Source organism: Acidobacteriota bacterium, assembly GCA_018001935.1.
Taxonomy (GTDB): Bacteria; Acidobacteriota; JAAYUB01; order JAAYUB01; family JAAYUB01; genus JAGNHB01.
Window position 1 is genome coordinate 96067 of the sequence record JAGNHB010000010.1, and the last position, 26302, is coordinate 122368.

General features: G+C 67.3%; 18 protein-coding genes. 5 read left to right on the forward strand and 13 right to left on the reverse strand.

The window, feature by feature from the left end; translation table 11 throughout:
• Positions 1-361 precede the first annotated feature (361 nt).
• From KA419_06325 to lptC, 3 genes are all read right to left on the reverse strand, one after another.
• The gene (locus KA419_06325) at positions 362-2551 is read right to left on the reverse strand and encodes an insulinase family protein (protein MBP7865548.1); all 2190 of its coding nucleotides are present in this window, start codon (positions 2549-2551) and stop codon (positions 362-364) included.
• A 25-nt stretch (positions 2552-2576) separates the two neighbouring features.
• Entirely contained in the window at positions 2577-4094 is a 1518-nt protein-coding gene (locus tag KA419_06330; GenBank protein MBP7865549.1) for an insulinase family protein, read from the reverse strand.
• 104 nt (positions 4095-4198) lie between these two features.
• Positions 4199-6589: an LPS export ABC transporter periplasmic protein LptC gene (gene lptC / locus KA419_06335; GenBank protein MBP7865550.1), complete on the reverse strand. Its 2391-nt coding sequence runs from the start codon at positions 6587-6589 to the stop codon at positions 4199-4201.
• A gap of 270 nt (positions 6590-6859) precedes the next feature.
• On the opposite strand from lptC, the gene KA419_06340 reads away from it, so the two are divergent.
• Positions 6860-8242, forward strand: a complete 1383-nt coding sequence (locus KA419_06340) for an outer membrane protein transport protein (GenBank protein MBP7865551.1) — start codon at positions 6860-6862, stop codon at positions 8240-8242.
• Positions 8243-9375: 1133 nt separating this feature from the next.
• Here the strand turns inward: KA419_06340 and uvrA are convergent.
• Together uvrA and KA419_06350 are read right to left on the reverse strand one after the other, a co-directional pair.
• Positions 9376-12210 (reverse strand): excinuclease ABC subunit UvrA, encoded by a 2835-nt coding sequence (uvrA, locus tag KA419_06345; GenBank protein MBP7865552.1) that lies wholly within the window; start codon positions 12208-12210, stop codon positions 9376-9378.
• An 8-nt stretch (positions 12211-12218) separates the two neighbouring features.
• Complete coding sequence (locus KA419_06350) at positions 12219-13646, reverse strand: SPOR domain-containing protein (GenBank protein MBP7865553.1); 1428 nt, start codon at positions 13644-13646, stop codon at positions 12219-12221.
• Positions 13647-13807: 161 nt separating this feature from the next.
• Here KA419_06350 and KA419_06355 point away from each other — a divergent pair, with 161 nt between their 5' ends.
• Together KA419_06355 and KA419_06360 are read left to right on the forward strand one after the other, a co-directional pair.
• A complete protein-coding gene (locus tag KA419_06355) occupies positions 13808-15847 on the forward strand; it encodes an HDIG domain-containing protein (protein MBP7865554.1) in 2040 nt (679 codons plus the stop codon).
• 3 nt (positions 15848-15850) lie between these two features.
• Positions 15851-16237, forward strand: coding sequence for a RidA family protein (locus KA419_06360; protein ID MBP7865555.1), 387 nt, complete (start codon positions 15851-15853; stop codon positions 16235-16237).
• On the opposite strand, the gene radC is transcribed toward KA419_06360, so the two are convergent.
• The 3 genes from radC to KA419_06375 all read right to left on the reverse strand — a co-directional run bounded on the left by radC (position 16171) and on the right by KA419_06375 (position 19532).
• On the reverse strand, positions 16171-17076 hold the full coding sequence (gene radC / locus KA419_06365; protein MBP7865556.1) for a DNA repair protein RadC: 906 nt from the start codon (positions 17074-17076) through the stop codon (positions 16171-16173). The genes KA419_06360 and radC overlap by 67 nt on opposite strands.
• A gap of 224 nt (positions 17077-17300) precedes the next feature.
• The gene (locus KA419_06370; protein ID MBP7865557.1) at positions 17301-18929 is read right to left on the reverse strand and encodes a YifB family Mg chelatase-like AAA ATPase; all 1629 of its coding nucleotides are present in this window, start codon (positions 18927-18929) and stop codon (positions 17301-17303) included.
• 207 nt (positions 18930-19136) lie between these two features.
• On the reverse strand, positions 19137-19532 hold the full coding sequence (locus tag KA419_06375; protein MBP7865558.1) for a response regulator: 396 nt from the start codon (positions 19530-19532) through the stop codon (positions 19137-19139).
• 137 nt (positions 19533-19669) lie between these two features.
• On the opposite strand from KA419_06375, the gene KA419_06380 reads away from it, so the two are divergent.
• A complete protein-coding gene (locus tag KA419_06380; GenBank protein ID MBP7865559.1) occupies positions 19670-20368 on the forward strand; it encodes a HAMP domain-containing histidine kinase in 699 nt (232 codons plus the stop codon).
• On the opposite strand, the gene KA419_06385 is transcribed toward KA419_06380, so the two are convergent.
• The 4 genes from KA419_06385 to KA419_06400 are packed head-to-tail and all read right to left on the reverse strand — an operon-like array spanning position 20358 to position 23492.
• Positions 20358-20678 (reverse strand): divalent-cation tolerance protein CutA, encoded by a 321-nt coding sequence (locus KA419_06385; GenBank protein MBP7865560.1) that lies wholly within the window; start codon positions 20676-20678, stop codon positions 20358-20360. The genes KA419_06380 and KA419_06385 overlap by 11 nt on opposite strands.
• An 11-nt stretch (positions 20679-20689) precedes the next feature.
• Positions 20690-21562 (reverse strand): diacylglycerol kinase family lipid kinase, encoded by an 873-nt coding sequence (locus KA419_06390; protein ID MBP7865561.1) that lies wholly within the window; start codon positions 21560-21562, stop codon positions 20690-20692.
• 6 nt (positions 21563-21568) lie between these two features.
• Positions 21569-23110, reverse strand: a complete 1542-nt coding sequence (locus KA419_06395) for a protein kinase (protein ID MBP7865562.1) — start codon at positions 23108-23110, stop codon at positions 21569-21571.
• Between the two features lie 19 nt (positions 23111-23129).
• Positions 23130-23492, reverse strand: coding sequence for a hypothetical protein (locus KA419_06400; protein MBP7865563.1), 363 nt, complete (start codon positions 23490-23492; stop codon positions 23130-23132).
• 145 nt (positions 23493-23637) lie between these two features.
• Between KA419_06400 and KA419_06405 the strand changes: the two genes are divergently transcribed.
• On the forward strand, positions 23638-24837 hold the full coding sequence (locus tag KA419_06405) for a 6-phosphofructokinase (GenBank protein ID MBP7865564.1): 1200 nt from the start codon (positions 23638-23640) through the stop codon (positions 24835-24837).
• A 91-nt stretch (positions 24838-24928) separates the two neighbouring features.
• Here KA419_06405 and KA419_06410 read toward each other — a convergent pair whose 3' ends face one another.
• Positions 24929-26005: a hypothetical protein gene (locus tag KA419_06410; protein MBP7865565.1), complete on the reverse strand. Its 1077-nt coding sequence runs from the start codon at positions 26003-26005 to the stop codon at positions 24929-24931.
• Positions 26006-26302: the final 297 nt, after the last annotated feature.

The window sequence follows — 26302 nt, forward strand, 5'->3', positions numbered from 1 at the left end:
CCTCCTTGGTTGATTTGCGGTTCTTCCCCGGGCGTCGGGGACGGAAAACTGGGAATTTTACCCCGCCGTTTCCCGAGAATCAACGGAAATGTATCCCGGTCCCGCTTCGGGGGGTTGGAAGTCGATCAAGGAGGGTGAACCCGGAAAAACCGGGAATCGAAGGGGAATGTGCTTGTAACACTTCATGTTGATCTCGCAGAGGCGCAGGGGCACGGAGAAGAACCTTTTTGTCTTTGAAATACAAACTGCATGTCTCCGTGCCTGGTGAGAGAAAAAGACGGTGAGCGGGGTGGTCCCGAACGAAAAGGCGCCGCCGGGGGGCCGGCGGCGCCTGGTGAGAGGAAAGGACTGGAGGGGGACGCTACTTGCCGCCCCCGGCTTCACCGTCCTTCGTGTCCGCGGGCGGCTCGAAGACCGTGGGGTCCACGTCCCCGTCGAGGGTGGCCTCGTCGATGGACATGCTGGACAACTCCTCCTCCCCCGCCACCTGCTTCATGGCGGTGGGGAGCTTGAGGCCCCCGAAGTCCTTCCAGCCGGAGAAGCTCTCCTCGACCATGGCCGGACCCTTCTCGGTGGGGGACAGGTGTCGGATGCCCACGAGTTCGGACGAGGCGGGGTCGAGGTAGACGAACAGCTCCTGCTTGCCGATCATGACGCGGACGGCCTGGGCCTTCTTCCCGGCGAAGTCTTTCTCGCCCAGGGCCTGGCCCTGGATCTTGCCTTCGAGCGCTTCCTTCAGCAGCAGGACGCAGCCGTAGCCGGTGTAGAAGGACAGCCGAAGGGCCTCCGCCTGGCTCCCGGGCAGCGGCATGGTCTGCGGCCCCATGGACATCCAGCCCGTCTCCCCCTTGATGGCGATCACGATGTTGCCCATGGGCGTGCGGACTTCCTGGCGAAGCCGGTCCGGGAGCACGAAGTGGGTCCGGAGGTCCATCTTGAAGGGCGATCCGCCGACGGACCGGGTCGCCTTGCCGGAGGACGCGAGGTTGCGCAGGCTCCGCAGCGCCTTCTCCCCGAGAAACACGCCGGCCTTGCGCAGGAGGTCGGTCCCCTTCGCCAGGGTCTCGGGCGTCGCCTCGGGGATCACTTCCGTGCTCTTCGGCATGGGGATGGTGACGTCGATCGTGTTGACGGCGCCGTAAGTGGACAGGGGCTTGTCGAAATCCTCGCCCTTGCCGGCGGCCAGCAGGGTGAGCCGGTCCATGACCAGGTACTTCTGCGCCACCCGGAGGATGTCGTCGCGGGTCACCTTCTCCACGGCCGCCCGGAGCTTCTCGTTGAAATCGGCGGGGTACCCGTAGAAGTCGTAGATCATCAGCCGGCGCACCACCTCGCCCGTGTCGTCGTACTCGAAGGCGTAGGCGTTCAGGTAGGAGTTCCGGGCGAGGGCCATCTCCGCCTCGGTGACGGGGGCCTGGGTGATCCGGCGAAGTTCGGAGAACGTGGTGTCGATGGCCTCCCCCGTGCTCGCCGGCTTGGTGGAGGTGAAGAAGAAGAAGGCGCCGGGGTGGTCGAAGGCGGCCATCATGGTCCCCCCGGCGGAGTAGGCCAGTCCCTTCTCCGTGCGGACGCTCTTGAAGAGGCGAGAGGAGAACCCGCCCCCGAGGATGTCCGTCATGAGCCGGACCGCCGGGTAGTCGGGGTCGTCGTAGCGGATGCCCGGGAGCCCGAACAGGATGAAGGTCTGCTTGACGTCCTTCTTCTCGATGTAGTTGACGGAAGCCTTCCGCTCGGGGATGGCGGGCAGGGTGACGGCCGGGGCCGGCGTGTCGTTTTTCCAACCCCCGAAGAGCTTCTCCAGGAGGGCCTTCATCCGGGCCGCGTCGAAGTCGCCCCAGACCGCCAGGGCGGTGAAGTCCGGGCGGAAGAAGCGGCCGTGGTAGCGCACGAGGTCCTCCCGGGTCACGGCGTTCACGTCGTCGTACTCCATCTGGCGGGCGTACGGGGAGTTGGCCCCGTAGATCAGTTTCGCGAACTCCCGCTGAACCAGGGCCATCACCTCGTCGTTCCGGCGGGAGATGGCGCTTCTGGCCTGGATCCGGGCCAGGTCCAGCTTGTCATCGGTGAGACCGGGCCGGGTGACGAACTCGGCGAAAAGGGTCAGGACCGCCTCGAGGTTCTCGGTGAGGGTCGACCCGTAGAGGTTCACGCTGTCGGTGTCGGCGCCCGACGAGATGGAGGCGCCGATGCCCTCCAGGTACTCGTCCACCTTGTCCCCGTTCATGGACTGGGTGCCGCCGGAGCGGAGCACCTCCCCGAACAGCTCCACCAGGCCGGCGCGGTCGGGCGATCCGATCTCGCCGCCCCGGACCTGGACGCTGAACTGGACCTTGGGGAATTCGTGGTCCTCGCAGAGGTAGACCTTCAACCCGTTGGGCAGGGTGTAGCGCTCCACCGCGGGTGAAGCGACCTTGTTGAGCGGGGGGAAGACCAGTTTCTCGACGTACCGGTCCTTGCCGGTGGCCGGGGGGGGGACGGAGAGCAGGGTGCCGGCGGTGGCGAAGGCCAGGGCGCAGACGACGATCAGGGCGTGGATTCTGGACGTTTTCATGATGTTGCTCCTTTCCCTTGGGCCTTCACTGGGCGAGTCCCGTGTCGGGGTTTTCCGTCAGGATCTCGCCGACGGTCCGGTTTGTCGGGACGAAGATCTTCCGGGCGGCTTCCTGGAGGTCCTCGGCGGTCAGCTTGTTGGTCTCCTCGAGCCGGGCGAAGAGTTTCCGCCAGTCCCCGTGAAGGTTCTGGGACCGGGCCAGACCCATGGCCAGGCCCATGTTGCTGTCCAGTTGGGAGAGGAAACGGGACCGGTTCCGGGCCTTGTACCCGGCCAACTCGGCATCGGTGACCTTCTCGGCCTTGATCTTTTCCAGTTCGTCGTAGATGGCGCCTTCGCACTCGACGTTGGTGTGCCCCTGGTTGGGGACCGCGATGATGCCGAAGATCCCGGGGTACTTCTCGCCGAGTTGCAGGCACTGGACCGCCAACGCGTACTTCTTCTCCTTGACCAGCGCTTTGTTGAGCCGGGAGGAGCGGCCGTTGCCCAGGATGTCCGCGAGCGCCTCCATGGCGGCGTAGGCGGGGTCGTTGATGTCCGGCCGGTGGTAGGCGATCACCAGGAAGGGCTGGGAGGGGTCGGTCATCATGATGCGCTTCTCGGAGCGCTGCGCGGGCTCGTCGGTGACGATCCGGCCGGGCTTTTCGCCGGGCGGGATGCGGCCCAGGTGCTTCTCCAGCATGGGCAGCGTCTTGACCGGGTCCACGTCGCCCACCACCACCATGGTCAGGTTCTTCGCCCCGTAGAAGCGGCGGAACCAGTTCTCGGCGTCCGATCGGCGGAGGGCCTGGAGGTCGCTCAGTTCGCCGATGACCATGGAACGGTAGGGGTGCGCCCGGTAGGCCACCGCGAGGAAGTCCTGGACGAGCCGGCTGACGGGCTGGCTGTCCCCCATCCGCAGTTCCTCGATGATGACGTCTTTTTCCTTGTAGAACTCCCGGATCACGGGGTTCGTGAACCGATCGGACTCCAGCGCCGCCCACAGTTCCAGCTTGTTGGAGGGGAGGGAGTAGAGGTAGACCGTCTGGTCGAAGCTGGTGAAGGCGTTGAGGCCCTGCCCCCCCTCCCGCTCGATGATCTCCCCGATCTCGTTGGCCTTGACGTACTTGCGGGCCTCGTCCTGGGCGGCCTTGAGGGACTTTTCCAGCTCCGCCAGGCGGGCGGCGTCGGGCCGCGGGTAGCGCAGTTTCTCTTCCCGCCAGGCCAGGAACGCCTCGTCCTCCTTCTTCATCGCCTCCTGTTCCTTGGCGAAATCCAGGGTCCCCACGGTGGAGGTGCCCTTGAAGGCCATGTGTTCGAAGACGTGGGCCAGGCCGCTCCGGCCGTTGACCTCGTCCACGCTGCCCACGTCCGCGTAGGTCACCATGGACACGGTGGGGGCGCCCGGGCGGGGCAGGACGATCAGCTTCAGGCCGTTGGGGAGGGTCTTCTCGACCACCTTCCCCTGGAGGTCCTTGAATCCTTGGGCGGGGGCGAACGCCGCCGCCGAAAGGACGAAAGCAAGTGACAGCAGCGCCGTCACGACAATCCGGTTTCTCCGCATCTTTCCTCCTCGCGCAAGAATGACAGGCAGGCTATTACGGCGTCGCCGTACGAATGTTTCACGAAAACGTGAGCGACCGACGGGCCCGTCGCGGGCCCGAAACGCTACTCCACCAGGGTGACGCTGCCGGACGGCTCGATGAGGACCCGTTCGTCGCCCCGGCGGAAGGTCAGGCGGGCGCCGCGGGTGGAGCGTCCCTCCCGGAGGTCCTCGACCCGGGCCGGGCTGCCCCCCAGGACGACCTTGCCCGAGGCAACGTCGTAGACGGTGGCATCGCCCTGGGCGTGGCGGTCCGGTTGGTCGAAGCGGACCGAGCCCTTCGCGTAGAGCGTCCTCACCTCGCCCGCTTCGTCGAGGAAGCCCCAGAGGGTGTCGGCGGAGAGGGTACCCTCCGCCCCCCGGGTCTCCACGCGCCCCTCCAGCAGGAGCTTTCGGGGCGCCGGCAGGTAGGAGAGGCGACCGGAGTTGATGCGCAGGACCGCGCCCTGGCCCTTTTCGTCCCGGACCGGCAGCACCGCCGTCGCTTTCCCCTCCGCCACGAAGCCCCCGTCTTCCCGCAGGGTGAAGGTCTCCGCCGTCAACGTGCCCTCCCCCTGGGTCATCCGGCACTTACCCCGGAACTGGGCCTGCCCCTTCTTCTCTTCGATGAGGACAGTGTCGGAACGGATCCAGGCCCGCCCGTTGCCGGACCGGCCGCCGCCCGGGAGCGCAAACCCCCGCGGGCCGCCGGTGGACGGGGCCCGGTCGGCTTCCACGCCCCCCTGGCCGGTCACGGTGCCGAGCTTCTCGTTCAGGGTGAAGACGGCCGCCCGGATGGAACCTTCCGGCGTCGTGACGGACGGCTTTCCCGTCAGGCGGAGCGTGTCCCCCTCGAAGCGCGCCTCGCCCGCCCGGGCCGACCGGCCTTTCTCCCGGTACCGGAACCGGCCCGACTGGGTCAAGGCCCGGATCTTCCCGCGTTCCTCCCCCGAAAACTCGGCCCGGAGGGTGTCGGACTCCGACTCCTCCGCCGGGGCGCCCGGCCGGGCCCGCGTCAACCGGACGTTCCCGGCGGCGCTCAGGGCCCGGATTTCGGTCAGCCCCGGGAAGAACTCGAACCCGATCCGGTCCGACCGGACCTGGACTTTTTCGCCCCCCGCCGGGCGGGACGTCCGGAAGTCGCACGCGCCCTGTCCCTCCGCCGAGACCGGCAGGCGCCCCGCCGCGTCGTAGCGCGTCGTCAGGGTGTCGCAGGTGCCGTCCACGGACGAGCCGTCGGGGCCGGTGAAGAGGACCCGGGCCTTTCCGGAGGCCGTGGAGGACTCGAGGACCGGGCGCCCCCCCGCCGGCGGCCGGAAGCTGAAGAGCAGGCGGGTCGCCCGAACCGACGACTCCCCCTTGCCGTCCCGCCGGCCGACCTCGGCATTGCCGTTGATCTCCATCCGGGACAGGGCGTTGGCCGCGGCGAAAGAGGCCGTCAGGTCGTCCCCGCGGGCGGAGCCCTCGCCGGCGGGCCCGTCGTAACGGACCTGCCCCGCGGCGTGAAGGCGGTCCAGGATGCCGTCCGCCCGCGCGAAGACGTCGATCCGGTCGCCCCGGAGCGAGGCGCCCTCGAGGCCGAGCCCCGCCCCCCCGGCGGCGGACACCGACTCCAGGGTCTGGCCGTCCGCGGCCAACCCGAACCGGAGGGAGGCCCCCGACAGGGCCAGGTCCTTGCCGTTTTCCCGTCGGCGGCAGAGCGCCCCGCCGGTGGCGGTGATCTCCCGGCAACGGTTCTCCGGGGTCCCCACGACCTGCATGGCCTGGCCCTGGAGGTAGGACAGATCGCTCTCGAGCCGGCAGTTCCCGGTGAACTGGCCCGTCTTTTCCCCGTCCCGCAGTTCGGCCCGGTCCGACTGGAAGCGGATCCGGCCTTCCCGGGCGATGCGGGGCGGGGCCTGGGCGGCGTCGGGCGCGTAGTCCACGCGGGCGGTGCTCAGGATCTCGAGGTCCCGGGTCTTCAGGTCCATCTTGAAGCCCGTCCCGGACCCCTGGACCCCCGGCTTCTCGAAGGTGAAGGGCGCCGTGCCCGACACGCGGTCGCCGCCCTTCTCCAGCAGGACGTCCCGGGAGGCCAGCCGCTCCCCGGTGGCGCGGCTCACCGTGACCTTCCCCATGAATCGGACGCTCTGGTCCTCCGCCGCGTAGAGGCACTCCTCCGCCTCGATGAGCGTCGGTTCCGGGGCGTCGGCATCGCCGGAGTAGATGGCCCGGACCCCCTTGAGGTGGTGCCGGTTGTCCCGCGTGGAGACGTTCTCCGCGGCCAGCACCTCGAGGAAGGGCCTCCCGTCCCGGTGCTCGAGGTACCGGATCTTCTCGGCCCGGCTGGCCACCTTGTCCGGCAGGTGCGGCGCGGGGGGACGGGCCGGGGCCGGCCCCTCGGGACGCCGCGCGAGGTAGAGCGCGGCGAGCGCCAGGACCCCCACGGCCAGCACCGCCGACACGCCTTTCACGATTTTCAGGACCGCGCGGTTCAAGCTTTCCCTCCACCCCGTCCACCGGGTAAGCTGCCATTGTACTTCGGATGGGGGTCGCCTGCAATCGGGAACAAGGGGCATCAGGGGTCCCTCCCGCCCCTTGGCGTGGTTCCCCGCCGGCGGGCCGGCCCGGCGGACCCGACCAGCCGCCCCGATGCGTCCGACCGGCCCGATCCGACCGATCCGCCCGATTCCGGGACCGAAACAAAAGGGTTTGCCAATCGGGCGTGAACGTGGTACCTTCCGGCAACACCACCCGGGAGGGGCGTCATGAAGCGAATCGGGACCTCACGCGTCGTGCTGCTGGCCGGGCTTGCGGCCCTCTGCGCCGGGGCCGCCCTCGCCCAGGGGCCGGGGAGCCTGTTCCCGAACTACCCTTTCTCCAGCTTCCGCTTCAACTTCATCAACCCCGGGGCCCGGGCCACGGGGATGGGCCAGGCCTTCATCGCCCTGGGGGACGACGCCACGGGGTCCGAGACCAACCCGGCGGGCCTGACCGCTCTGGTCAAGCCCCAGCTCTTCGCCGAGGGGCGGTGGGTCGTCAACCGGTTCCAGACCCTCCGGATGGTGGTGGGCGAAGCCTCCTACGACCGGTTCTCGGAGGGGACCTTCTCCCCCACGTTCCTCAGCGTGGTCTACCCTCTGCGGCAGTGGGCCTTCGGCGCCTACCGGCAGGAGTTGGCCAATTACGAGGTCTCCCCGTCGCAGGGACTGGTGGTGATCCACGACACCCGGTTCCGGCTCACCAACCAGCCCCTCCAGGTCACCCCGTTCGACACCAGGATCCGCATCAAGACGGTCAACTACGGGTTCTCCCTGGCCCGGCGCTGGGGGGAGCGGGTCAACCTCGGGGTCTCGTTCCGGGCCACCCGTTTCACCGCCCGGTCGGTGGAAACCCAGTCGACCCAGTACCTGAGTCCCATGGTCGCCACCATCGACGGGTCCACGACGGCGATCCTCCACCACCTCGACGGCGATGACTGGGCCTTCTCCTGGGTGGCGGGCGCCATCGTCAAGCCCCGCGACAACCTCCGGGTCGGCGCCGTCTACCGGAGCGGGTCCGACCACCCCATGCACATGGTCTACAACGAAAACCTGATGAGCGTGCCCGGGAACGTCCCCCTCGCCGTCACCGACACGGAGTTCAAGCTCCGGGTCCCGTCGCGTTTCGGCGTGGGGCTCGCCTACCTGCCCACCGAGCACGTCACCTTCACCGCCGACCTGATCCAGATCCGTTACGGCGAACTCACGCCGTCCTTCGTGCACCTGATCCAGCGGGAGTTCCGGGACGACTACGCCTTCGAGAACGGCACGTCCGTCCGCCTCGGCGCGGAGTACACCGTCTTCTGGGGACGCGTCCCCGTCTCGATCCGGGTGGGCTTCTACACCGACCCGGACAACACCCTGCACTACGTCGGGGACCGTCACGGGAACGACGGGATCTGGGCCCTGGCCGGCGTCTATTTCCCGATCAGCCAGATCATCTACAATTTCCCCGCGGCCCAGCGGGCGGTCTTCCCCGAGAGGGGGACCGACTGCCACCTCACCTTCGGGACGGGCTTCACCTTCCGCAACCACCTGCAGGTCGACTGGGCCGCCGACGTCGCCCGGGACCGGGCCTACCTCGTCGTCTCGGCGCTGTATAATTTTTAGGCTGTAGGCTGTAGGCTGTAGGCTGTAGGTCCGGAGGATTTGTCGTCGGGGTCGGCATCGGCATCGGCATCGGCATCGGTATCGGTATCGCAATCGGTATCGCAATCGCCCTCGCAATCGCCCTCCCCCTCACCTCGAAAACCTTGTATCCCATTTGCATTCCCCCCTTCTGCCCTTGACGGCCACGCAGCAGCCCGGGAATCGAACGGAAGAGTTTCCGCAGCGCCTTTGTTCGCGCCATCGCCCGGGGGGCGACGGTACGTTTTTTCGGGGATGCCGGGAGGCCACGCCCTCCCCCCGCCGCCTAAGGGGCGGGGGAAGGACGGCTCGGGGTGCGCGGGTTCCCGGGGCGGCGCCGCGGACGCCCGTTGCCTCGTCGCGCCCTGTTCCGGTCCCCCGGCGTCCGCGGCTTGCCCCCGGAACGCGGCGGAAGGTGAAGGGAACGCACCCTGAAAGGGTGCGGGGAAGGCGGCAAGCCCCCGGACCGTAATGCGGCACTCGGAGAGGCGGTCAGAGGACCCGACGAATGGCAACACAAATGAGCAATGGGTGCCAGGCACTATCTGAAGCCAATCCTCCGCGCGGCCGCGCATCCCGAAGGGATGCGGGATTTTAGCCGGCGGGTACTCCACCGGAGGTGGTGTTCCCGCCGGAAAAGCCGGCAGCAGGAAGACCGGCGCCCCGGAGGCGGCGCCGGAAAAAGGTCCACGGGTCATCCTGCAAAATAATTTCTAAATCTCTGCCCGTGCCGGGAAGATTTTCCGAACGTGCGTGAGTAGGTGAAGGAGCCGTGCCGATACAAGGTCACGCCGGCCGGATCGTCGCGGAGTTCAGCGAGCGGATCCGACTGAGTGCCGCCAGACTGTTGTGGAGTGCGGCGCGAAGTTCTGACGGAGCGCCGCTTTGAAGTAGGCCTCACGGAAAGGCGCGAAGGCTTCCGGAGCGCCGTTCGAGGAGGGTGGCGCCCGGGTGCCGGCGACACACGACGTGTCCACACAAGCTTTGGAAACTTCGAAAGACGGCCGGGCCGGGTTCCGCGCCGCTCCGGCGGCCTGCGCGGCGCGGGGAAAGCGGCGCTCCGGCGGCCTTCGCGCCGCACTCCGCGGCCGGCGGACGGAAGCCGGCGCCACCACTTACAGGAGAGATTGAAGATATTTACCCGTCCAGGAGTCGGGGTGGGCCGCCACTGTCTCCGGCGTGCCCTCGGCCACGACGAGGCCGCCGCCGTCGCCGCCCTCGGGACCGAGGTCGACGATCCAGTCGGCGGCGCGAACGGCGTCCAGGTTGTGCTCGATGACCACCACGGTGTTCCCGGCGTCCGTGAGGCGCTGCAGGACCTCCATGAGCTTCCGCACGTCCTCGAAGTGAAGCCCCGTGGTGGGCTCGTCCAGGACGTAGAGGGTCCTCCCCGTGGCCGTGCGGGACAGTTCCCTGGAGAGCTTGATGCGCTGGGCCTCGCCCCCCGAGAGCGTGGGGGAGGGCTGCCCCAGGTGGACGTAGCCGAGCCCGACGTCCACCAGGGTGTCCAGGATCTTCCGGATGCGCGGGAAGTTGATGAAGAGGTCCCGGGCGTCCTCCACGGGCGTCTCGAGGATTTCCGCGATGTTGAGCCCCTTGAACCGAACCTTCAGCGTCGCCTCGTTGAAGCGCTTGCCGTGGCAGGCCTCGCACGGCACGTACATGTCGGGCAGGAAGTGCATCTCCACCTTGATGAGGCCGTCCCCCTTGCAGGTCTCGCAGCGGCCGCCCTTGACGTTGAAGCTGAAGCGCCCCGGCTTGTAGCCGTTGGCCCGGGCCTCCTTCTGGCCGGCGAAGACCTCCCGGATCAGGTCGAAGACCTTGACGTAGGTGGCGGGGTTGGAGCGGGGGGTCCGCCCGATGGGCTTCTGGTCGATCTCGATGACCTTGTCGACCCGGTCGGCGCCGTCGAGCCCCTCGAAGGGGATGGCCCGGACGGCCTCCAGCCGGAAGTGCTTCCGCAAGGCGGGCAGCAGGACCTGGTTGACCAGGCTGCTCTTCCCGGCCCCGGAGATCCCCGTCACGAAGGTGAGGGTGCCCAGGGGGAAGCGCACGTCGACCCCCTTGAGGTTGTTGGCCCGGGCGCCGCGGACGGTGAGCCACTCCGACGCCGTGCGCCGTTTCGGCGGCAGGGGGATCTCCCGCCGGCCGGCGAGGTACGCGCCCGTGAGGGAGGCCTTGTCCCGGACCAGCTTCGCCGGCGGCCCGGCGAAGACCACCTGCCCGCCCCGGCCGCCCGCCCCGGGCCCGAAGTCGATGACGTGGTCGGCTTCCAGGATGGTCTCCCGGTCGTGCTCCACCACCACCACGGTGTTCCCCAGGTCGCGCAGCCGCTGGAGGGTCCCGATGAGCCGGCGGTTGTCCCGCTGGTGGAGCCCGATGCTGGGCTCGTCCAGGACGTAGGTCACACCGGTCAGCTCCGTGCCGAGCTGGGAGGCCAGGCGGATGCGCTGCGACTCGCCCCCCGAGAGCGTCGGGCCGGTCCGTTCCAGCGAGAGGTAGCCCAGCCCCACGTTGGCCAGGAAGCGGAGCCGGTTGCCCACCTCCTTGAGGAGTTCCCCGGCGACAGCGGCCCGGGACCCCGCCAGGTCGAGGCCGTCGAGGGCCGTCAGCAGCTCGCCGATGGACAGGCGGCACATCTGCACGATGGACATTCCCCCGACCCGCACCCAGCGCGCCTCCGGGCGGAGCCGCTCGCCGCCGCAGGTGGAGCAGGTCCGGTCCGAGAAGTACTTCATGTAGTACTTCCGGGCGTCCTCCGACTGGGTCTGCTTCAGGCGCCGGACCAGGGTGTTGAGGATCCCTTCCACCCGGGAGTGGAAGCGGAACTCGCTGGTGGCGCCCTTGTAGTGGAACTGGATCCGCTTCCCCCGGCTGCCGTGCAACAGCACCTCCACTTGCTCCGGCGGCAGCTGATCGAGAGGGATGTCCAGCGGGATGCCGTAATGCCGGCAGACGTTGTCGATGTACTTCCACGTCCACCCTTCCCGCCGGCGGATGAAGCCGGCCCAGGGCTCGATGGCCCCATCGGCCAGGGAGAGGGAGCGGTCGGGGATCACCTTGTCGGGGTCCATCTCGATGCGGGTCCCGAGGCCGTTGCACTCCCGGCACATCCCCTGGGGCGAGTTGAAGGAGAAGAGCTGGGGGCTCAGCTCCGGGTAGGAGATGCCGCACCAGACGCAGGCGTTGTGCTCGCTGAAGAGCCGTTCCTCGCCGTCCGGGACCGCCGCCGAGAGGATGCCGCCGCCCACCCGCAGGGCCGTCTCCACCGAGTCGGTGAGGCGGTCCCGCACGGCCTCGTTGACCACCAGGCGGTCCACCACCACCTCCACCGTGTGCTTGCGCTTCTTGTCCAGGGGGACGGGGCCCTCCAGGAGCTTCACCTCGCCGTCCACCCGGGCCCGGGTGAAGCCGTCCCGGCGGGCCTGTTCGAGGACGTCCCGGTGCTCCCCCTTCCGCGCGCGCACCAGGGGCGCGAGGATGAGCAGTTTCGTCCCGGGCGGGAGCCGGAGGAGTTCCTCCACGATCTGCTGGGCGCTCTGCTCGGAGACCGGGCGGCCGCACCCGTGGCAGTGCTGGGTCCCCACCCGGGCGAAGAGCACCCGGAGGTGGTCGTGGATCTCGGTGATGGTCCCCACGGTGGAGCGGGGGTTGGTCCCCGCGGACTTCTGGTCGATGGCGATGGTGGGCGTCAGGCCGCGGATGGCGTCGTAACGGGGCTTCTCCATCTGCCCGAGGAACTGACGGGCGTAGGAGGAGAGGGACTCGACGTAGCGCCGCTGCCCCTCGGCGAAGAGGGTGTCGAAGGCCAGGCTGGACTTGCCGGACCCGCTGACGCCGGTGCAGACCACCAGCCGGTTCTTGGGGATCTCGACGCGGACGTGCCGAAGGTTGTGCTCCGCGGCGCCCTCGATGACGATGGAGTCCGCCGGTTTGCTCGGTTTGGACATGGGCCCTCTCAGCGCTTCCGGCTCTTTTCGAAGGCCACGGCTTCCGCGAGGGTCCCAAAGCCCGCGACGCGAACCCGGTACCAGGTCCCGTCGGCCGTCCCGGCCACGACGAAAGCGGCCAGTTTCTTCGCCCTCAGGCGGGCGGCTTCCCCTTCCGCCACCTCCCGTTTCCGGAAGGCGGACACTTGAACGCAGTACTGCTTCCCGTCGGTGAAGATGTTGGGCCGGGCTTTCCGCTCCGCGGCCACGTTGTAACCTCCCGTGGATTCGAGTGATTCGACGGAGACCTTCTCCGGGGCCGGCCGGGTCGTCCCGGCGGGCAAGGGGGCGGGTTCCGCCGGGTGGGGAGCTTCGGGCGCCGGGGGTCGGGATGCGGCCGGGCGGGCCGGATCCGGGGTCGGGGGGACGACCGCCGGCGCCGTTGCGGCCGCCGCCGGGGCCTTTGCGGGAGCCGCTGTCGGCGCCGTTGCGGCCGCCGCCGCCGGGGCCTTTGCGGGAGCCGCTGTCGGCGCCGTTGCGGCCGCCGCCGCCGGGGCCTTCGCGGGAGCCGCTGCCGGCGCCGGGACGGTTATCGGCGACAAACCGACATCCATGAACAGCTTCAGCCCCTCCCCGATGGCCACGTCCCCCATCATCCGGAGTTCGCCCGTGTCGATTTCGTACACCGCGCCCAGGAGGCGGAGCCGGCCGGTTTTGACCCGTTCGGCGATGAGGGTGCTGTTTTTCAGGCAACGGCTCATCTGGAGAAAGACGTTCAACTGGGTCGCCCGACGGATAAAGGACGCCTCGTCGCCGGCCTCCCTCCGGGCCCAGGTGCAGGCCGGCTGGATGCGGGCGACGATGTCCCCGACCCCGCCGACGTGAGCTTCCCCGGTGCAGGCATCGCGGACCAGCCCGCAACCGGTGTGCCCCATGAAGAGGATCACGGGGACCCCCATCCGGCCCACCGCGTCCTCCAGGCTGCCCATGGTCACGGGGTCGATCACCCCCGCCGCCACGCGGACCACGTAGAGGCGGCCCAGGTCCTCGTCGAAGATCAGCTCGGGCGGCACGCGGGAGTCCGAGCAGGTCAGGACGGCGGCGTAGGGCCGCTGGGCCTGCCGCAGCTCCTCCCGGCGCCGGTCGTAGTTCCGCTCGGAGAATCGCCCCGAACGGTAACGTTCGTAGCCCTTGGTCAGCCGCCACAACGCCTCGTCGGCCGTCAACGGCCGCTCCGGCGCGACGGTGGAGGGCGCCGCGGCCGGCGGGGGGGGCGGCGGCGGTACGGTTCCCTGGGCCGCGGCCCGGCCGGGGCCCAGGGAGAGCGCCGCCAGGAAAACCAGGGCGAGCCGCGGACCGCGCGTCCACGGCCGCTGTGAGCGCCGCGCCGCCCTTCGGGGCTCGAAGTCCCGGAGGGTGGCGGGCCCGGGCGCGAAAGGCTGATCGGTGAATTCCATGTTCACACTCCCTGTCCGCTTCGATCGTCCAACCGTTCATTGTAGCGGAAGTGCCCGGAATCGCCAACCGGAATCGACCCCCGAATGCTGTTGCTTGCGGGGCGCCAGGGGACTATAATGGATATGTTTGAGCGACGGAATCGGACGGCTTTCGGGACGCGATGCTCACTTTACTGATTTTCCTCGGGTTCGCCTTCCTCATCGGCCTCTGCGCGATCTTCATCCTGGTTTACATGCGGATGCGGTCCAACAAGGACACGCGGCGGACCACCTCCATCCTCTCCGCCATTGCCGCCAAGGAAGAGGATTTCGAGGCCGAGGTCGATTTCCGGGAGTTCGAGAGCCACCGCCACTGGATATCCCGCATCTCGGGGCTCCGCTTCATCCTGAGCGTCATCTTCGCCCTCTTCCTGCTCTTCCTGGCCACCTTCGAGTACTGGGTCAAGTACTTCCCCGAGCCCCGGCTGGGGGAGGAGTACCCAGTCACCATCCGGGCCACCTACAACTACCAGGAGTCCACGCCGCGCACCCTGCTCAACCGGCACCTCTTCTCGGGGGACAACAGCATCGTCATCGCCCGGGGGCAACGGATCGAGCAGTCCGACATCGTCCGCTACCGGGAATTCATGGCCCGGCGAGGCTACCCCGCCCCCGAGCTGCTCCTGGGGTACTTCCTGATCTTCCTGCTCTTCGTCCTCTTCATGGTGTACTGGCTGAGCATGCTCACCACCGAAATCCACCCCGAGGACAACCGGACCCTGATCTTCCTCCTGCTGGTGATCCTCCTCGTGGTGTCGGCCAGCCGGGTCCTCTACCTGACGGAGATCTTTTCCCTCTATTACATTCCCGTCTCCATGATCGGCATCCTGGTGGCCATCCTGGTCTCGAACCGGATCGTCCCCTCGGTGGTCATCTTCGCCGACTTCTTCATCGGGATGATGACCGGGTTCAACTTCCGGCTCGTGATGATCCTGTTCGCCGGCAGCATGGTGACCGTCTTCCTCTCCCAGCGGATCAAGCGGCGCTCGGAGGTGCTGGCCACCGGCCTCATCGCCGGGGTCATCAAGTTCGTCCTCTTCGGCTGCCTGCTCCTGGTCACCCACGAGATCCACGTGGAGACCTTCCTGGACCTCCGGGGGTTCCTGTCGAAGGACGCGATCGCCTGCCTCGCGGGCGGCCTGATCTCCGGCTTCATCGCCCTCGCCCTGATCCCGTTCATCGAGAAGGTCTTCGGCTACGCGTCCCCCTTCCGGCTCCAGGAGCTGGCCGACCTGGACAACGAACTGCTCCGCCAGCTCTACCTCAAGGCCCCCGGGACCTACCACCACTCCATGGCCGTGGCCAACCTGGGCGAGATCGCCGCCAACGAGATCGGGGCCGACGCGCTCCTGGTCCGCGTCGCCGGCTACTACCACGACATCGGGAAAATCTTCACCCCGAAGTATTTCGTCGAGAACATCCCCCCCGGGGAAGCCAACCCCCACGACGGCATCAAGCCCTACATGAGCGCGAAGATCCTCAAGTCCCACATCTCGCGGGGGATGGAACTGGGGCGCCGGCACCACCTGCCCGCGAAGATCCTCGATTTCATCCCCCAGCACCACGGGACGTCCACCATCGACTACTTCTACGAGAAGGCGAAGAACACGGCCAACCCGGGTAGCACGGACCCCGGCGTCCTCTCGCCCCGCTACTACTCCTACGGCGGGCCCCGGCCGCGGAACCGGGAAACCGCCATCCTGATGATCGCGGATTCCGTGGAGGCCGCCGCCCGGGTCCTGTCGGACCACTCCGAGGAGACCCTCCTCAAGGCCATCGAGAAGATCATCGCCCGAAAGCTGGAACTGGGGCAGTTCGACGATTCGCCCCTGTCCACCGCCGAACTCCGGAAGATTGCCTACGCCCTGGCGAGAGCGCTTTCCTCCTCCTCCCACAAGCGCATCGATTACCCCAAGAACTCGGGGATCCACTCCCAGTTCCACAGCGAGGCGAACGGCGGAACGGGGGCCGAGACCCAGCCCGTTCCCGCCCAGGCGACGCCCGGCATCAGCGTGTCCGGGGCCCCCTTCACGCCGGCCCCCGCCGGGACCAACCCGGGGGCGGGGCCCCTCACGCCGCCCCCGCGGAAAGCCGCGGATGTCGCTGCCGAGGGGAACGGGAAAACCCGGAAACCCGACAAACCCGAAAAAAGAGCGGAGTGACCCATGAAGAGAGAGATCGTGCACACCCCCGAAGCCCCTCGCGCCCTGGGGCCGTATTCCCAGGCCATCCGGATCGGCGACTTCCTGTTCACCTCCGGCCAGGTCCCCCTGGACCCGTCGACCGGAAGGCTGGTGGAGGGCGACATCACGGCCCAGACCCACCGCGTGTTCGCCAACCTCAAGGCCGTCCTCGAGGCGGCCGGGACGTCCTTCGACCGGGTGGTCAAGGCCCTGGCCTTCCTCAAGGACATGAACGACTTCCAGGCCTTCAACGCCGTGTACGGCGAGTACCTCGGGGAGGCCCGCCCGGCCCGGAGCACGGTTCAGGTGGCCCGGCTCCCCCTGGACGCCGCCGTGGAGGTCGAACTCGTCGCCTGGTGCGGGGACTGAACCCCCGCCGCGGGTGACGCGCACGAACGGTTCTCCCGGCAGTCGAAGGCCCGGCCCGCCGCGATGCTGTAAATCCGGTTCCCCGCCACCACCAGGTGGTCGTGAAGCTGGACGTCCAGCTTCTCCAGCGCCGCCTTGAGGTCCCGTGTCAGCTGCAGATCGTCGGCCGAGGGCTGGCACTGCCCGCCCGGGTGGTTGTGCGCCAGGAGGACCGCGGTGGCCCCGGCCGCCAGGGCGATGCGCGCGACCTCCCGGGGGTACACGGGGGCCTGGTTCACCGTCCCCTCCGCCAGGACGGCCCGGCTCACCAGCCGGTTGCCCGAGTCCAGGCACAGGACCAGCACGCACTCCCGGTCCCGGTGCCCCATCTCCAGGCAGAGGTAGTCCGCCACGTCCGCCGGGGAACTGATCCGGCGGCGCTCCCGGATCTCCTCCTCCAGGGACCGGACCGCCATGGCCCGGACGAGGCGGATGAGCAGCGCCAGGGTGTCCCCGATGCCGGCGACCTCCCGGAGCCGCTCCAGGGAGGCCCCCAGCACGGCGGAGAGGGAACCGAAGCGGGCCAGCGTCTCCCGCGCCAGCCCCCGGGTGTCCTTCCGGGCCAGGCCGAAGGTCAGGAGGAGTTCCAGCAGCTCGGCGTCCGTCATCGCCCCGGGGTAACCCGCCAGGAACCGCTCCCGCAGGCGCCGGCGGTGCCCGTCCGCCCCCTCCGGCCGCGACCGCTCCCCGTCCGCCCCCTCCCCCCGGCGCCCTGCCTCCTCGCTCCCCTCCGATCGACGGTTCTCCCCGTCCGGCTCCTCCAACTGACGATGCTCCCCTTTCGCCGCCAAGGCCTCCATGATCGTCCCTCCCTCCCGAATCTCGGGTAAAGCGCATCAAGATGGACGCCCCCGCAAAAAGTCCTGGTTGTGATCTCACAGAGGCACAGAGGCACGGAGAAGAATCGTAAGGATTGTTGATTCTATTAAATACGATTTGTATTTCTCTGTGCCTCCGTGCCTCTGTGAGAGAAAAGGACTTCTTGCGAACGCATCCATCTTTCACGCCGCGAAAAGACCCGCACTCAGCGGATGAAGCTGCTCCGCGGGACCCGGTCGAAAGCGCCCGCAGAGGACCCCCCCAGCGGCTCGAAACCCAGGTTGCTCCGGGTGAGGAGCACCTCGTTGGCGACGACCCGGTCCAGGCTGCGATACTGCACGGCCTCGGCGACGTTGGAGGGGGAGACGGTCTCCGAGCCGTCGAGGTCGGCGATGGTGCGCGCCACCTTCAGGATGCGGTCGTGTGCCCGGGCGGAGAACCCCATCTCCAGGACCGCCTTCTCCAGGACTGTCTCCCCCTCCGCGTCCAGCACGCAGTGTTTCCGGATCATGGGCGAGCTCATCCGGGCGTTGCAGAAGATGCCCTCCTCCCGGAACCGCTCCAGCTGCCGCTCCCGGGCGGCGCAGACCCGGCCGCGGATGAACTCCGAGGCTTCCCCCGTCGACCGGGTCCGAAGATCGCGGTAGGCCACCGCCGGGACGTGGATCTGGATGTCGAAGCGGTCCATGAGCGGGCCCGAGATCCGCTGCATGTACTGGTGCACGGCCGGCAGGGAGCACTGGCACCGCTCCGTCCCGTAGTACCCGCAGGGACAGGGGTTCATGGCCGCCACCAGCGTGAAGCGCGCGGGGAAGGTGAGGCTCATGGCCGCCCGCGAGATGGTGACGGTTTCGTCCTCCATGGGTTGGCGGAGCACTTCCAGGACGCGGCGCTGGAACTCGGGGAGTTCGTCGAGGAAGAGGACGCCGTTGTGGGCCAGGCTGACCTCCCCGGGCCGGGGGACCATCCCCCCCCCGATCAGCCCGGCGTGGGAGATGGTGTGGTGGGGCGCCCGGAACGGGCGACGGCCCACCAGCCCCTCTTCCCGCCGGAGGATGCCCGCCACCGAGTGGATCTTCGTGGTCTCGATCGCCTCGTCGAAGGTCATGGGGGGGAGGATGGTGGGGATCCGGCGGGCCAGCATCGTCTTGCCGGAGCCGGGAGGCCCCACCATCAGCACGTTGTGCCCCCCCGCGGAGGCCACCTCCAGGGCTCGTTTCGTGTGCGACTGGCCGCGGACGTCGGCAAAGTCGGTCCGGTACCGGCTGTTCTCCTCCAGCAGCTTGCGGCAGTTGAGGCGAACGGGTTCCGCCGTGCCCCCGTTGAGGAACGCCACCACCTCCCGCAGCGTCTCCATCCCGTAGACCGCCACGCTCTCCACGACGGCCGCCTCGTTGGCGTTCTGCCGGGGCAGGACCAGGGACTCCATCCCCGCCTCCCGGGCGGCGACCGCCATGGAGAGCGCCCCCCGGATCGGCCGCAGAAGGCCGTCCAGGGACAGCTCCCCCAGGATCATCACCCGCTGCAGGGTGTCCAGGTCGTGGATGTCGGCCATCACCCCGAGCATCCCCACCGCGATGGGCAGGTCGAAGCCCGACCCCTCCTTCCGCTGGTCGGCGGGGGCGAGGTTGATGGTGATGTTGTCCATGGGAATGATGTGGCCCGAGTTTTTCAGGGCGGCCAGGACCCGTTCGCGGCTCTCCTTGACGGCCGCGTCGGGCAACCCCACCGTCAGCAGCCTCGGGACCTTCACGGACGGCGACTGGTCCACCTCCACGCTCACGAGAAAGGCGTCCAGACCCAGCAGGGCGGCACTGATCACCTTGCACAGCATCGCGTCCTCCCTTGCCCCGGCGGCCGTCGGGCGCCCCGGGTCGAAAGTTCCTACCCGGATAACGCACCCCGGCGTTAACCGACGGCTTTTTCCGTGAAAAAGGGGGAGGGAGAATTCTATTTTGCTCTATTTCAGTGGTTTGTTTTCGTCCGAATTGAGGGTTTCTTGCACTTCGGGCAGGCGGGGAGTGGGGGGCGCCCCGCCCGGTCAGGCTGGCTGGGTGAAACGGCGGACGGTTTCGATGAGGTCGGCCATGCGATAGGGCTTCTGGAGAAAGCCCACGTTCTTCCGGGACGTGGCCTGGTTGAGCCGCTTCTCGTTGGCGAAGGCGCTCATGAGGATGATCTTGAGGTCCGGGTGGTCGCGGTGGATGGCCTCGAGCACCTCCACGCCGTCCATCCCGGGCATCATGACGTCCAGCAGGACCAGGTTGTAGGTGTTCGCGGGGTTGTTGACGATCTCCAGGGCCTCACGGCCGTTCCCGGCACACTCCACCTCGCAGCCGATCTCGAGGAGGAAGTCCCGGGCCAGCTCGCGAATCATCTCCTCGTCGTCGACCACCAGGATCCGCAGGCGATTCTCGTCGTTCTTGCTAAGTTCCATCGTCTTTTTTTCCTTTACCCGGCAGGAATCTGTTCCATGCCGAATGGATTCATTATATAATCAAATTCGCAAAAAGGACAGCGGAACGGTACGGAATGGACCCACGCCCCCCCCAAACGATACAGACGCCCCACCGCATGCCGGAAAACACGATCGAGTACCTGGTGGTCTTCCACAAGGTCTGCTGTGCCATGCTCAGCGACCTCACCATCCACGAGTTCAACAACGTGCTGACCGGGCTCTCCGGCTACGCCCAGATGGCGGCGCGCGCCCGGGAGCCCCAGATGGTCACCCGGTCGCTGAAAGCGCTGGAAGACGGCGTCGGGCGCCTCATCGACGGGATTCGGAACACCCTGGCCTTCACCCGGGGCAGCCTGCACGAAACCAAGCCGTTCGAGGCCCACCAGTGCGCCAGCCTCGTCACGCGCCTCCTCGACTATCACCTCTCCCGGCGGAACGTCGAGGTCACGGTCGAGACCCTCGGGACCGCGCTTGTCCTGGGAAACGCCACCCTCTTCGAGAGCGCCGTGATGGCCCTGCTCCTCGACTGCCGGGACCGCCTGATGGCGGGAGGCGGCAGCGGGACGGTCCGGATCGTCCACACCTGCGAGAACCGGCGCTTCTTCCTGGAGATCTCCGACTCCCTGGGCTGCCCGGAGCTGGAACCGCCGCCCGGCGGGGCGAAGCCCGACGAAGCCCAGCCCTTCGACGCCCTCCGCTGGATGACGCCGGAAGCGGTGAAGGCGGTGGTCGCGCTTCACGACGGCACGCTCTCCGTCCGGCACGACGGGGGACGCCCCGTCCGGGTCGTCGAACTCCCCGTCTTCATCGGTTGACGCAATCCCCGATCCACGCCAGGTACGGCGGCCACCCCCCGGTCACGGGGAGTCGCACGATCTCGGGCACCTCGTAGGGGTGCAGCGCCTTGAGGCGTTGTTCCATCATCGGGTAGACCTCCTCCGTCGTCTTGATGACGAGGAGGGTCTCCCGGTCACGGCAGACCTCGTCCTTCCAGAAGTAGACGGAGCGAATGCCCTCCACGATGCCGACGCAGGCGGCGAGGTGCTCGGCCACCAGGGCGTCGGCGACCTTGGACGCACACTCGAGGGAGGGGACCGTGCTGAACACGACGCAGGGAACGCTCATGGGACCTCCTTTCACGGCGCCGGGAAGCGCAGGTTGAGCGCGCGGGGGAGCGCCCGGATCTCCACCGGGAGCGACCCGGCCGGCTCGCCGTCCAGTTCGACGAGGACGGAAGCGGGGCCTTCCAGGCGAAGATGGGTGATTTTCCGGTGGATGACGTCCTTCTCGCCGAGGTGGCGCCCCTTTCGGACCCTGGCGAAATAGCGGGCGTAGGCCGCGAGCCCCTTCCCCTGGAAAACGCACAGGTCCAGGCGGGGGTCGTCGAGGGCCGCCGACGGCGCCATGAGCCATCGCCCGCCGTAGCGGCTCAGGTTGGACACCACGCCGAACGTGCCCGAGCACTCGCCGGTGTCGAAGATGAAACGGACCTCCGGGAAGTCGTAGGACAGGACCGTCCGGATGGCGGCGAGGGCGAACGCCCCCCGTCCGAAGCGCCGCTTGAGGCGGGGGGAAACGGCGGAGACCACCCGGGCGTCGAACCCCACCCCGGCCATGGCGAGAAAGAAGCGGCCGCCGGCTTCGCCCACCGTCACGGGCCGGACCTCCCCGCGGACCAGCCGGCGGGCGGCGTCGGCCGTCCCGGCCCGCAGCCCCAGTTCCCCGGCGGTCACGTTGGCGGTGCCCGCCGGGAGGATCCCCAGGAAGAGGGGCGTGCGGACGAGGGAAGGGAGCATCTCGTGGACGGTCCCGTCGCCGCCCAGGCAGATCACGCCGTCGATGCGGTCCGCCCGCGCGGCAACGATCCCGGCCGCCGAGCCGGGCCCGGAGGTGGGGACGGCGTCCACCGCCCAGCCGCCCGAGCGCAAGCCTTCCACGACGGTGCGAAGCCGGCGCTGGCGGGGGGCGGATCCCGACGCGGGGTTGTGGAGGAGGAGGACCGTGGTCATTCCGGGTCAGAACCGTCTCTGAACCTGTTTCTTCTTGTTCACCAGGTTCCGGTAGAGGTTCTGGAGGACCTCTTCCGAGGGAAACCGCTCGAGCGCCTCTTCCATCCGGCGCATGGCGGGCTCGAGGTGGCCCTCCTTGAGGATCTTCATGACCTCCATGCAGGTGGTGCGGATGAACTCCTTCTTCTCCGCTTCGTCCTTCTGGGCCAGGATCTTCTTGTAGAAGCCCAGCAGGCTCGACTCCTCGGGGTAACTCTGCAGGGCCTTCTCCATGGTCTGCATGGCCTTGGGGAAGTTGCCGGAGTCCAGGTACACCTTGGACATGGCGATCTGGGACCGGATGAACTCCAGCTTCTCGTTGCTCCGCTTCAGTTCCTGGATGTTCTTCCGGGAAACCCCGATCTCGGGGGCTTCGGGGTACTCCTTCTGAAGCTGGGCCAGCATGTTCTCCGCCAGGTCGAACTTCCCCGATCGGGCGAGGGATTCGGCGTTCTCCAGCCGCTTCCGGATGGCGGGGACGATGGAGCGGGACTGGACGTAGGACCGGAGGGCATTGAGGTTTTCGTCCACCAGCGCGTCCTTGCCGCTGTAGCGGAGGAAGAGGTTGTGGAGCAGCGCGTTCGCCTGGTTGAAGTCGCCGCTGTCCGCCAGGCCCTTGATCTCGTCCATGGCGGCCTGGGAGAGGACGGAGGTCGTCCCGCCCTCCAGCCGGATCTCCTCCTGGAAGGTGTACGGGCGTTTGAGGGAGTAGAGCAGGGTCTCGACGTCCTTCGCCATGATGCCCAGGTCGGCGTAGCGCTTCTCCCGGTCCTTCTGGAGACAACGCCGGCAGACGGCCTCCAGGGCGGGCGGGCAGTGAGGGTAGAACTGGCTGATGGGGTCCGGCTCGCCGTTGATGAGCTTGAAGAAAATCTCCGGGATGCTCTCCCCGGTGAAGGGCTTCCGCCGGGTGAGCATCTCGTAGAGGATGATCCCCACGGAGAACTGGTCGGAGCGCCCGTCGAGGTTCTTGCCCTGGACCTGTTCCGGGGACATGTAGGAGACCGTCCCCATCACCATGCCCGTCCGGGTCATGGTGGACGCCCCCACCATGGCGATGCCGAAGTCCACGATCTTGACGGAGCCGTCCTTGAGGATGAAGATGTTGGCGGGTTTCACGTCCCGGTGGACGATCCCTTTCGAGTGGGCGAAACTGAGGCCTTCGCCGACCTGCTTGAGGATTTTCAGGGCGTCGTTGAGGGTCTGGATCCGGTTGTGGTAGATGTAGGACTGCAGGTCGGACCCTTCCAGGAATTCCATGGCGATGTAAGGGGTCCCGTCGGTCTCGCCGAGGTCGTAGATGGTCACGATGTTGAAGTGGGCCAGGCCGCCGGCCGACTGGGCTTCCCGGTAGAAGCGCTTGAGCAGTTCGGGGTTCGTCTTGAAATCGCCGGTGATGGTCTTCAGGGCCACCTGCCGTTTCAGGAACGGGTCCCAGGCCTTGTAGACCTTGCCCATGGCGCCCTCGCCGAGGACGGACTGGATCTCGTATTTTCCCAGTTTCTCCATCGCGGCACCGTGAACGGGGTCAGAACCGCATGATCTTGCACTCGATCTTGTAGGGTTGCTTGATCTTGGTGAAGACCAGGTTGAAGGTGATCTCGAAATCGATGATGACCATGTCCCGGCTGATCTTGATGTTCGCGTCGGGGATGGGGTTCGGGTTGTCCGACGACACCAGGTACTTCTGGGCCAGTTCCTGGATCTTCTGCTTGATCTTGACGTCCTTCTCCATGTAGTTGAGCATGCGCATGACGGCCGCTTCGCACTCGTCCTTGAAGGACGTGACGCCGAAATAGGTCGGGCCGGCGCTGGCCGCTATCCAGACAGCCACGATGAGCACCGCCAGGGTGATGATGCACCCGATCTTGTTCACGCCTTTTCGGTTCATAGGAGCCTCCATCCGGTGTCGTAGCTTTCCATTCTACTACCCCGGTCGCCCCGGGGCAATTTTTTTCCATCATACACTCATTCCTTGTTTTTTGAAAAGCCTTTCTGTACAATCAGGCCGCTGAATCCACCCTCGGAGGTGCCGCATGTTTCACGGGTACAAGAACGGTCGAAAGATCGGGATCGTCTTCTCCGGCGGCCCCGCCTCCGCCGCCAACACCGTCATATCCTCCGCCGCGCTCGGTTTCATCAACCACGGCTTCCCGGTGATCGGTTTCTACAACGGGTTCGAACACCTCGAACGCTTCGAGAAGTACAACCCCTACTCCCTGCTGGACAAGATCCACTACACCCTCCTCGACGCCTCCGTCAGCCGGATCCGCAACAACCGCGGCGTGTACCTCCGGACCTCCCGCGCGAACCCCGGCAAGGAGATCGCCTGCATCGAGGACATCAAGGACCCGAAGAAAATCCGGAACCTGCAGAACATCCTCGACGCCTTCGAGCACCTGAGCATCGGGGCCCTGATCACCATCGGCGGCGACGACACGCTCAAGGTGGCCAATTACCTGAACCTGCTGGGCCTCCCCCTGATCCACGTCCCCAAGACCATCGACAACGACTACTTCGGCATCCCGTGGACCTTCGGGTACTGGACCGCCGTGGAGATCACGAAGAACGCCATCCTCAACCTCAAGGCCGACGCCGAGTCCACCGACAGCTACTTCATCGTGGAGCTGATGGGGCGCAAGTCCGGCTGGCTGACCTACGCCGCCGGCATCGCCGGCGAGGCGGTGAAGATGGTGGCCAGCGAGGACATCGACGGGGACCTGGACATCGAGGCCGTCTGCGAGGAGTTCGTCGACCTGATCATCATGCGGGAGCGCGAGAACAAGACCTCGGGCGTGATCTGCGTGGCCGAGGGCCTGGTGGACAAGCTGGCCGACCAGCACCGCCCCCACGAGGTGGACAAGCACGGGAACGTCATCTTCGGGCGGGCCGAGATCGCCAAGCTGCTCACCGAGCGGACCAAGCAGATCTACAAGAAGAAGACCGGCAAATCCAAGAAGATAAACAACAAACAGATCGGGTACGAGACCCGGTCCGCCCTCCCGGTCAGCTTCGACGTGGTGCTGGGGAGCATGCTGGGGTTCGGGACCTACAAACTCTTCCAGGAAAAGAAATTCGGCCACATGGTCAGCGTGTCCGACAACTTCGAGATCACCGCCATCCCCTTCACGGAACTCATCGACGAGGACACCCTCGTCACCAAGGTCCGGAACGTCCCGCGTGGCAGCGACCTCTTCAACCTCAAGGAGGCGCTTTCCTACAAGCCCCTGGAGTGAGCACGCCCGTCGGGCGCCCTTCCCCGACGCCGCAACCGTTCATCCGTGGTACTAACGGGTCTGCGAGCCCGGTACGCTCGGCCCGGCCGGGCTAGTCGGTGTCGAACCAGCTCGTGTCCACCGAGGAGGCCCCCTCGATGTCCTTGAGATTCGACGAGGACGAGGTGGTTTTCTGCTCCAGTTCCGTCCGTCGGCTCAGCAGCGCGCCGTTGAGGATGTTGGCGGGGATGTAGCGGACGTCGACCGCCCGGCGGCCTTCGGGCGTCGGGACGAGCGAGGTGGAGATCAGCGCCTTCCAGTGCGTCATCAGGTCGCCGATCAGTTCGAGCTGCCGGGCCGGGGCGCGGAAGTTCAGCAGGTAGTTCACCGTCTTCTCCGTGTCGGGCGTCGGGGTCACGGCGAAGACGGTGATGCCCTTGAAAACGGATTCCATGAGCTTGTCGAAGGAGTCGGCGTCGTTGACCTCGTCCACGACGATGATGTCCTGGTCCTGCTTCTGGGCGTCGTCGATCCCGGCGGCGATGCTCTTCATGTCGGCCCCCACCTCCCGCTGGGTGACCATGGAGAAGTTGTTCTTGTGGCTGAACTGGACGGTCGGCTCGAGGGAGAGGATCATCCGGCTGTGGTTCCGGTTGATGTAGTCGATGACGGCGGCCGCCACCGAACTCTTCCCGCTCCGCGCCTTCCCGTGGATCACGTAAAGCCCGCCCTTGAGGTCCTTCATGCCGTTGTAGAACTCCTCGGGGAGGTTGTACCGCTTCAGGTCGGGGATCTCCTGCGGGATGATGCGGACGCACAGGGCCAGGGAGCCCCTCTGGCGGAACAGGTGGACGCGGAAGCGGCTCACCCCCTTCACCGAGTAGGAGAAGTTGAGGCTCTGGACCTGGTCCAGGAAGGCCCGCTTCGGCTGGTTCGTCACGTGGCCGAGCAGGACGCCCGGCAGCATGGCGAACGCCGCCGCCATGGTGTGGTTGGGGGTCATCACGGGCTGGGGACCCCGCATGAGCTTGCTGCCGACGCGGTAGGTGATGGTGGTTCCGGGGAAGATGTAGATGGTCGTCGCCTCGTTCTTCACCCCGGCCACCAGGAAGCGGTCCAGGTTGGCGACGAACTGCTCGACGTCGCTGTCATCCAGTGCGGCTTCGGGATTGGGGGGGTCCATCGTCACGGCTGTCCTCCGGCCGGGGAATGCCGACGGGGTTTCCGATCGGTTCGCGCACGGGAACAGTATAGCAGACTTTCGCGACGCGGGAAAAGGATGTTTGGGAGAAGGCTGAAGGCTGATAGGCTGAAGGCTGAAGGCTGTTAGGCTGAAGGCTGAAGGCTGAAGGCTGTTAGGCTGAAGGCTGATAGGCTGAAGGCTGATAGGCTGAAGGCTGATAGGCTGAAGGCTGTCAGGCTGAAGGCTGATAGGCTGAAGGGGGTGGGTTATAGATTTTGGGGTGTGGGGCGCGGGGTGTGGGGT

Excerpts from the sequence above, each read along its gene's own strand:
- KA419_06325 (MBP7865548.1), bottom strand. The coding sequence starts at position 2,551 with ATGAAAACGTCCAGAATCCACGCCCTGATCGTCGTCTGCGCCCTGGCC.
- KA419_06385 (MBP7865560.1), bottom strand. The coding sequence starts at position 20,678 with ATGAGCGTTCCCTGCGTCGTGTTCAGCACGGTCCCCTCCCTCGAGTGT.
- KA419_06360 (MBP7865555.1), top strand. The coding sequence starts at position 15,851 with ATGAAGAGAGAGATCGTGCACACCCCCGAAGCCCCTCGCGCCCTGGGG.
- radC (MBP7865556.1), bottom strand. The coding sequence starts at position 17,076 with ATGGAGGCCTTGGCGGCGAAAGGGGAGCATCGTCAGTTGGAGGAGCCG.
- KA419_06355 (MBP7865554.1), top strand. The coding sequence starts at position 13,808 with ATGCTCACTTTACTGATTTTCCTCGGGTTCGCCTTCCTCATCGGCCTC.
- KA419_06370 (MBP7865557.1), bottom strand. The coding sequence starts at position 18,929 with ATGCTGTGCAAGGTGATCAGTGCCGCCCTGCTGGGTCTGGACGCCTTT.
- KA419_06390 (MBP7865561.1), bottom strand. The coding sequence starts at position 21,562 with ATGACCACGGTCCTCCTCCTCCACAACCCCGCGTCGGGATCCGCCCCC.
- KA419_06405 (MBP7865564.1), top strand. The coding sequence starts at position 23,638 with ATGTTTCACGGGTACAAGAACGGTCGAAAGATCGGGATCGTCTTCTCC.
- KA419_06400 (MBP7865563.1), bottom strand. The coding sequence starts at position 23,492 with ATGAACCGAAAAGGCGTGAACAAGATCGGGTGCATCATCACCCTGGCG.
- KA419_06330 (MBP7865549.1), bottom strand. The coding sequence starts at position 4,094 with ATGCGGAGAAACCGGATTGTCGTGACGGCGCTGCTGTCACTTGCTTTC.
- KA419_06375 (MBP7865558.1), bottom strand. The coding sequence starts at position 19,532 with ATGGAACTTAGCAAGAACGACGAGAATCGCCTGCGGATCCTGGTGGTC.
- KA419_06395 (MBP7865562.1), bottom strand. The coding sequence starts at position 23,110 with ATGGAGAAACTGGGAAAATACGAGATCCAGTCCGTCCTCGGCGAGGGC.
- KA419_06350 (MBP7865553.1), bottom strand. The coding sequence starts at position 13,646 with ATGGAATTCACCGATCAGCCTTTCGCGCCCGGGCCCGCCACCCTCCGG.
- KA419_06340 (MBP7865551.1), top strand. The coding sequence starts at position 6,860 with ATGAAGCGAATCGGGACCTCACGCGTCGTGCTGCTGGCCGGGCTTGCG.
- uvrA (MBP7865552.1), bottom strand. The coding sequence starts at position 12,210 with ATGTCCAAACCGAGCAAACCGGCGGACTCCATCGTCATCGAGGGCGCC.
- KA419_06380 (MBP7865559.1), top strand. The coding sequence starts at position 19,670 with ATGCCGGAAAACACGATCGAGTACCTGGTGGTCTTCCACAAGGTCTGC.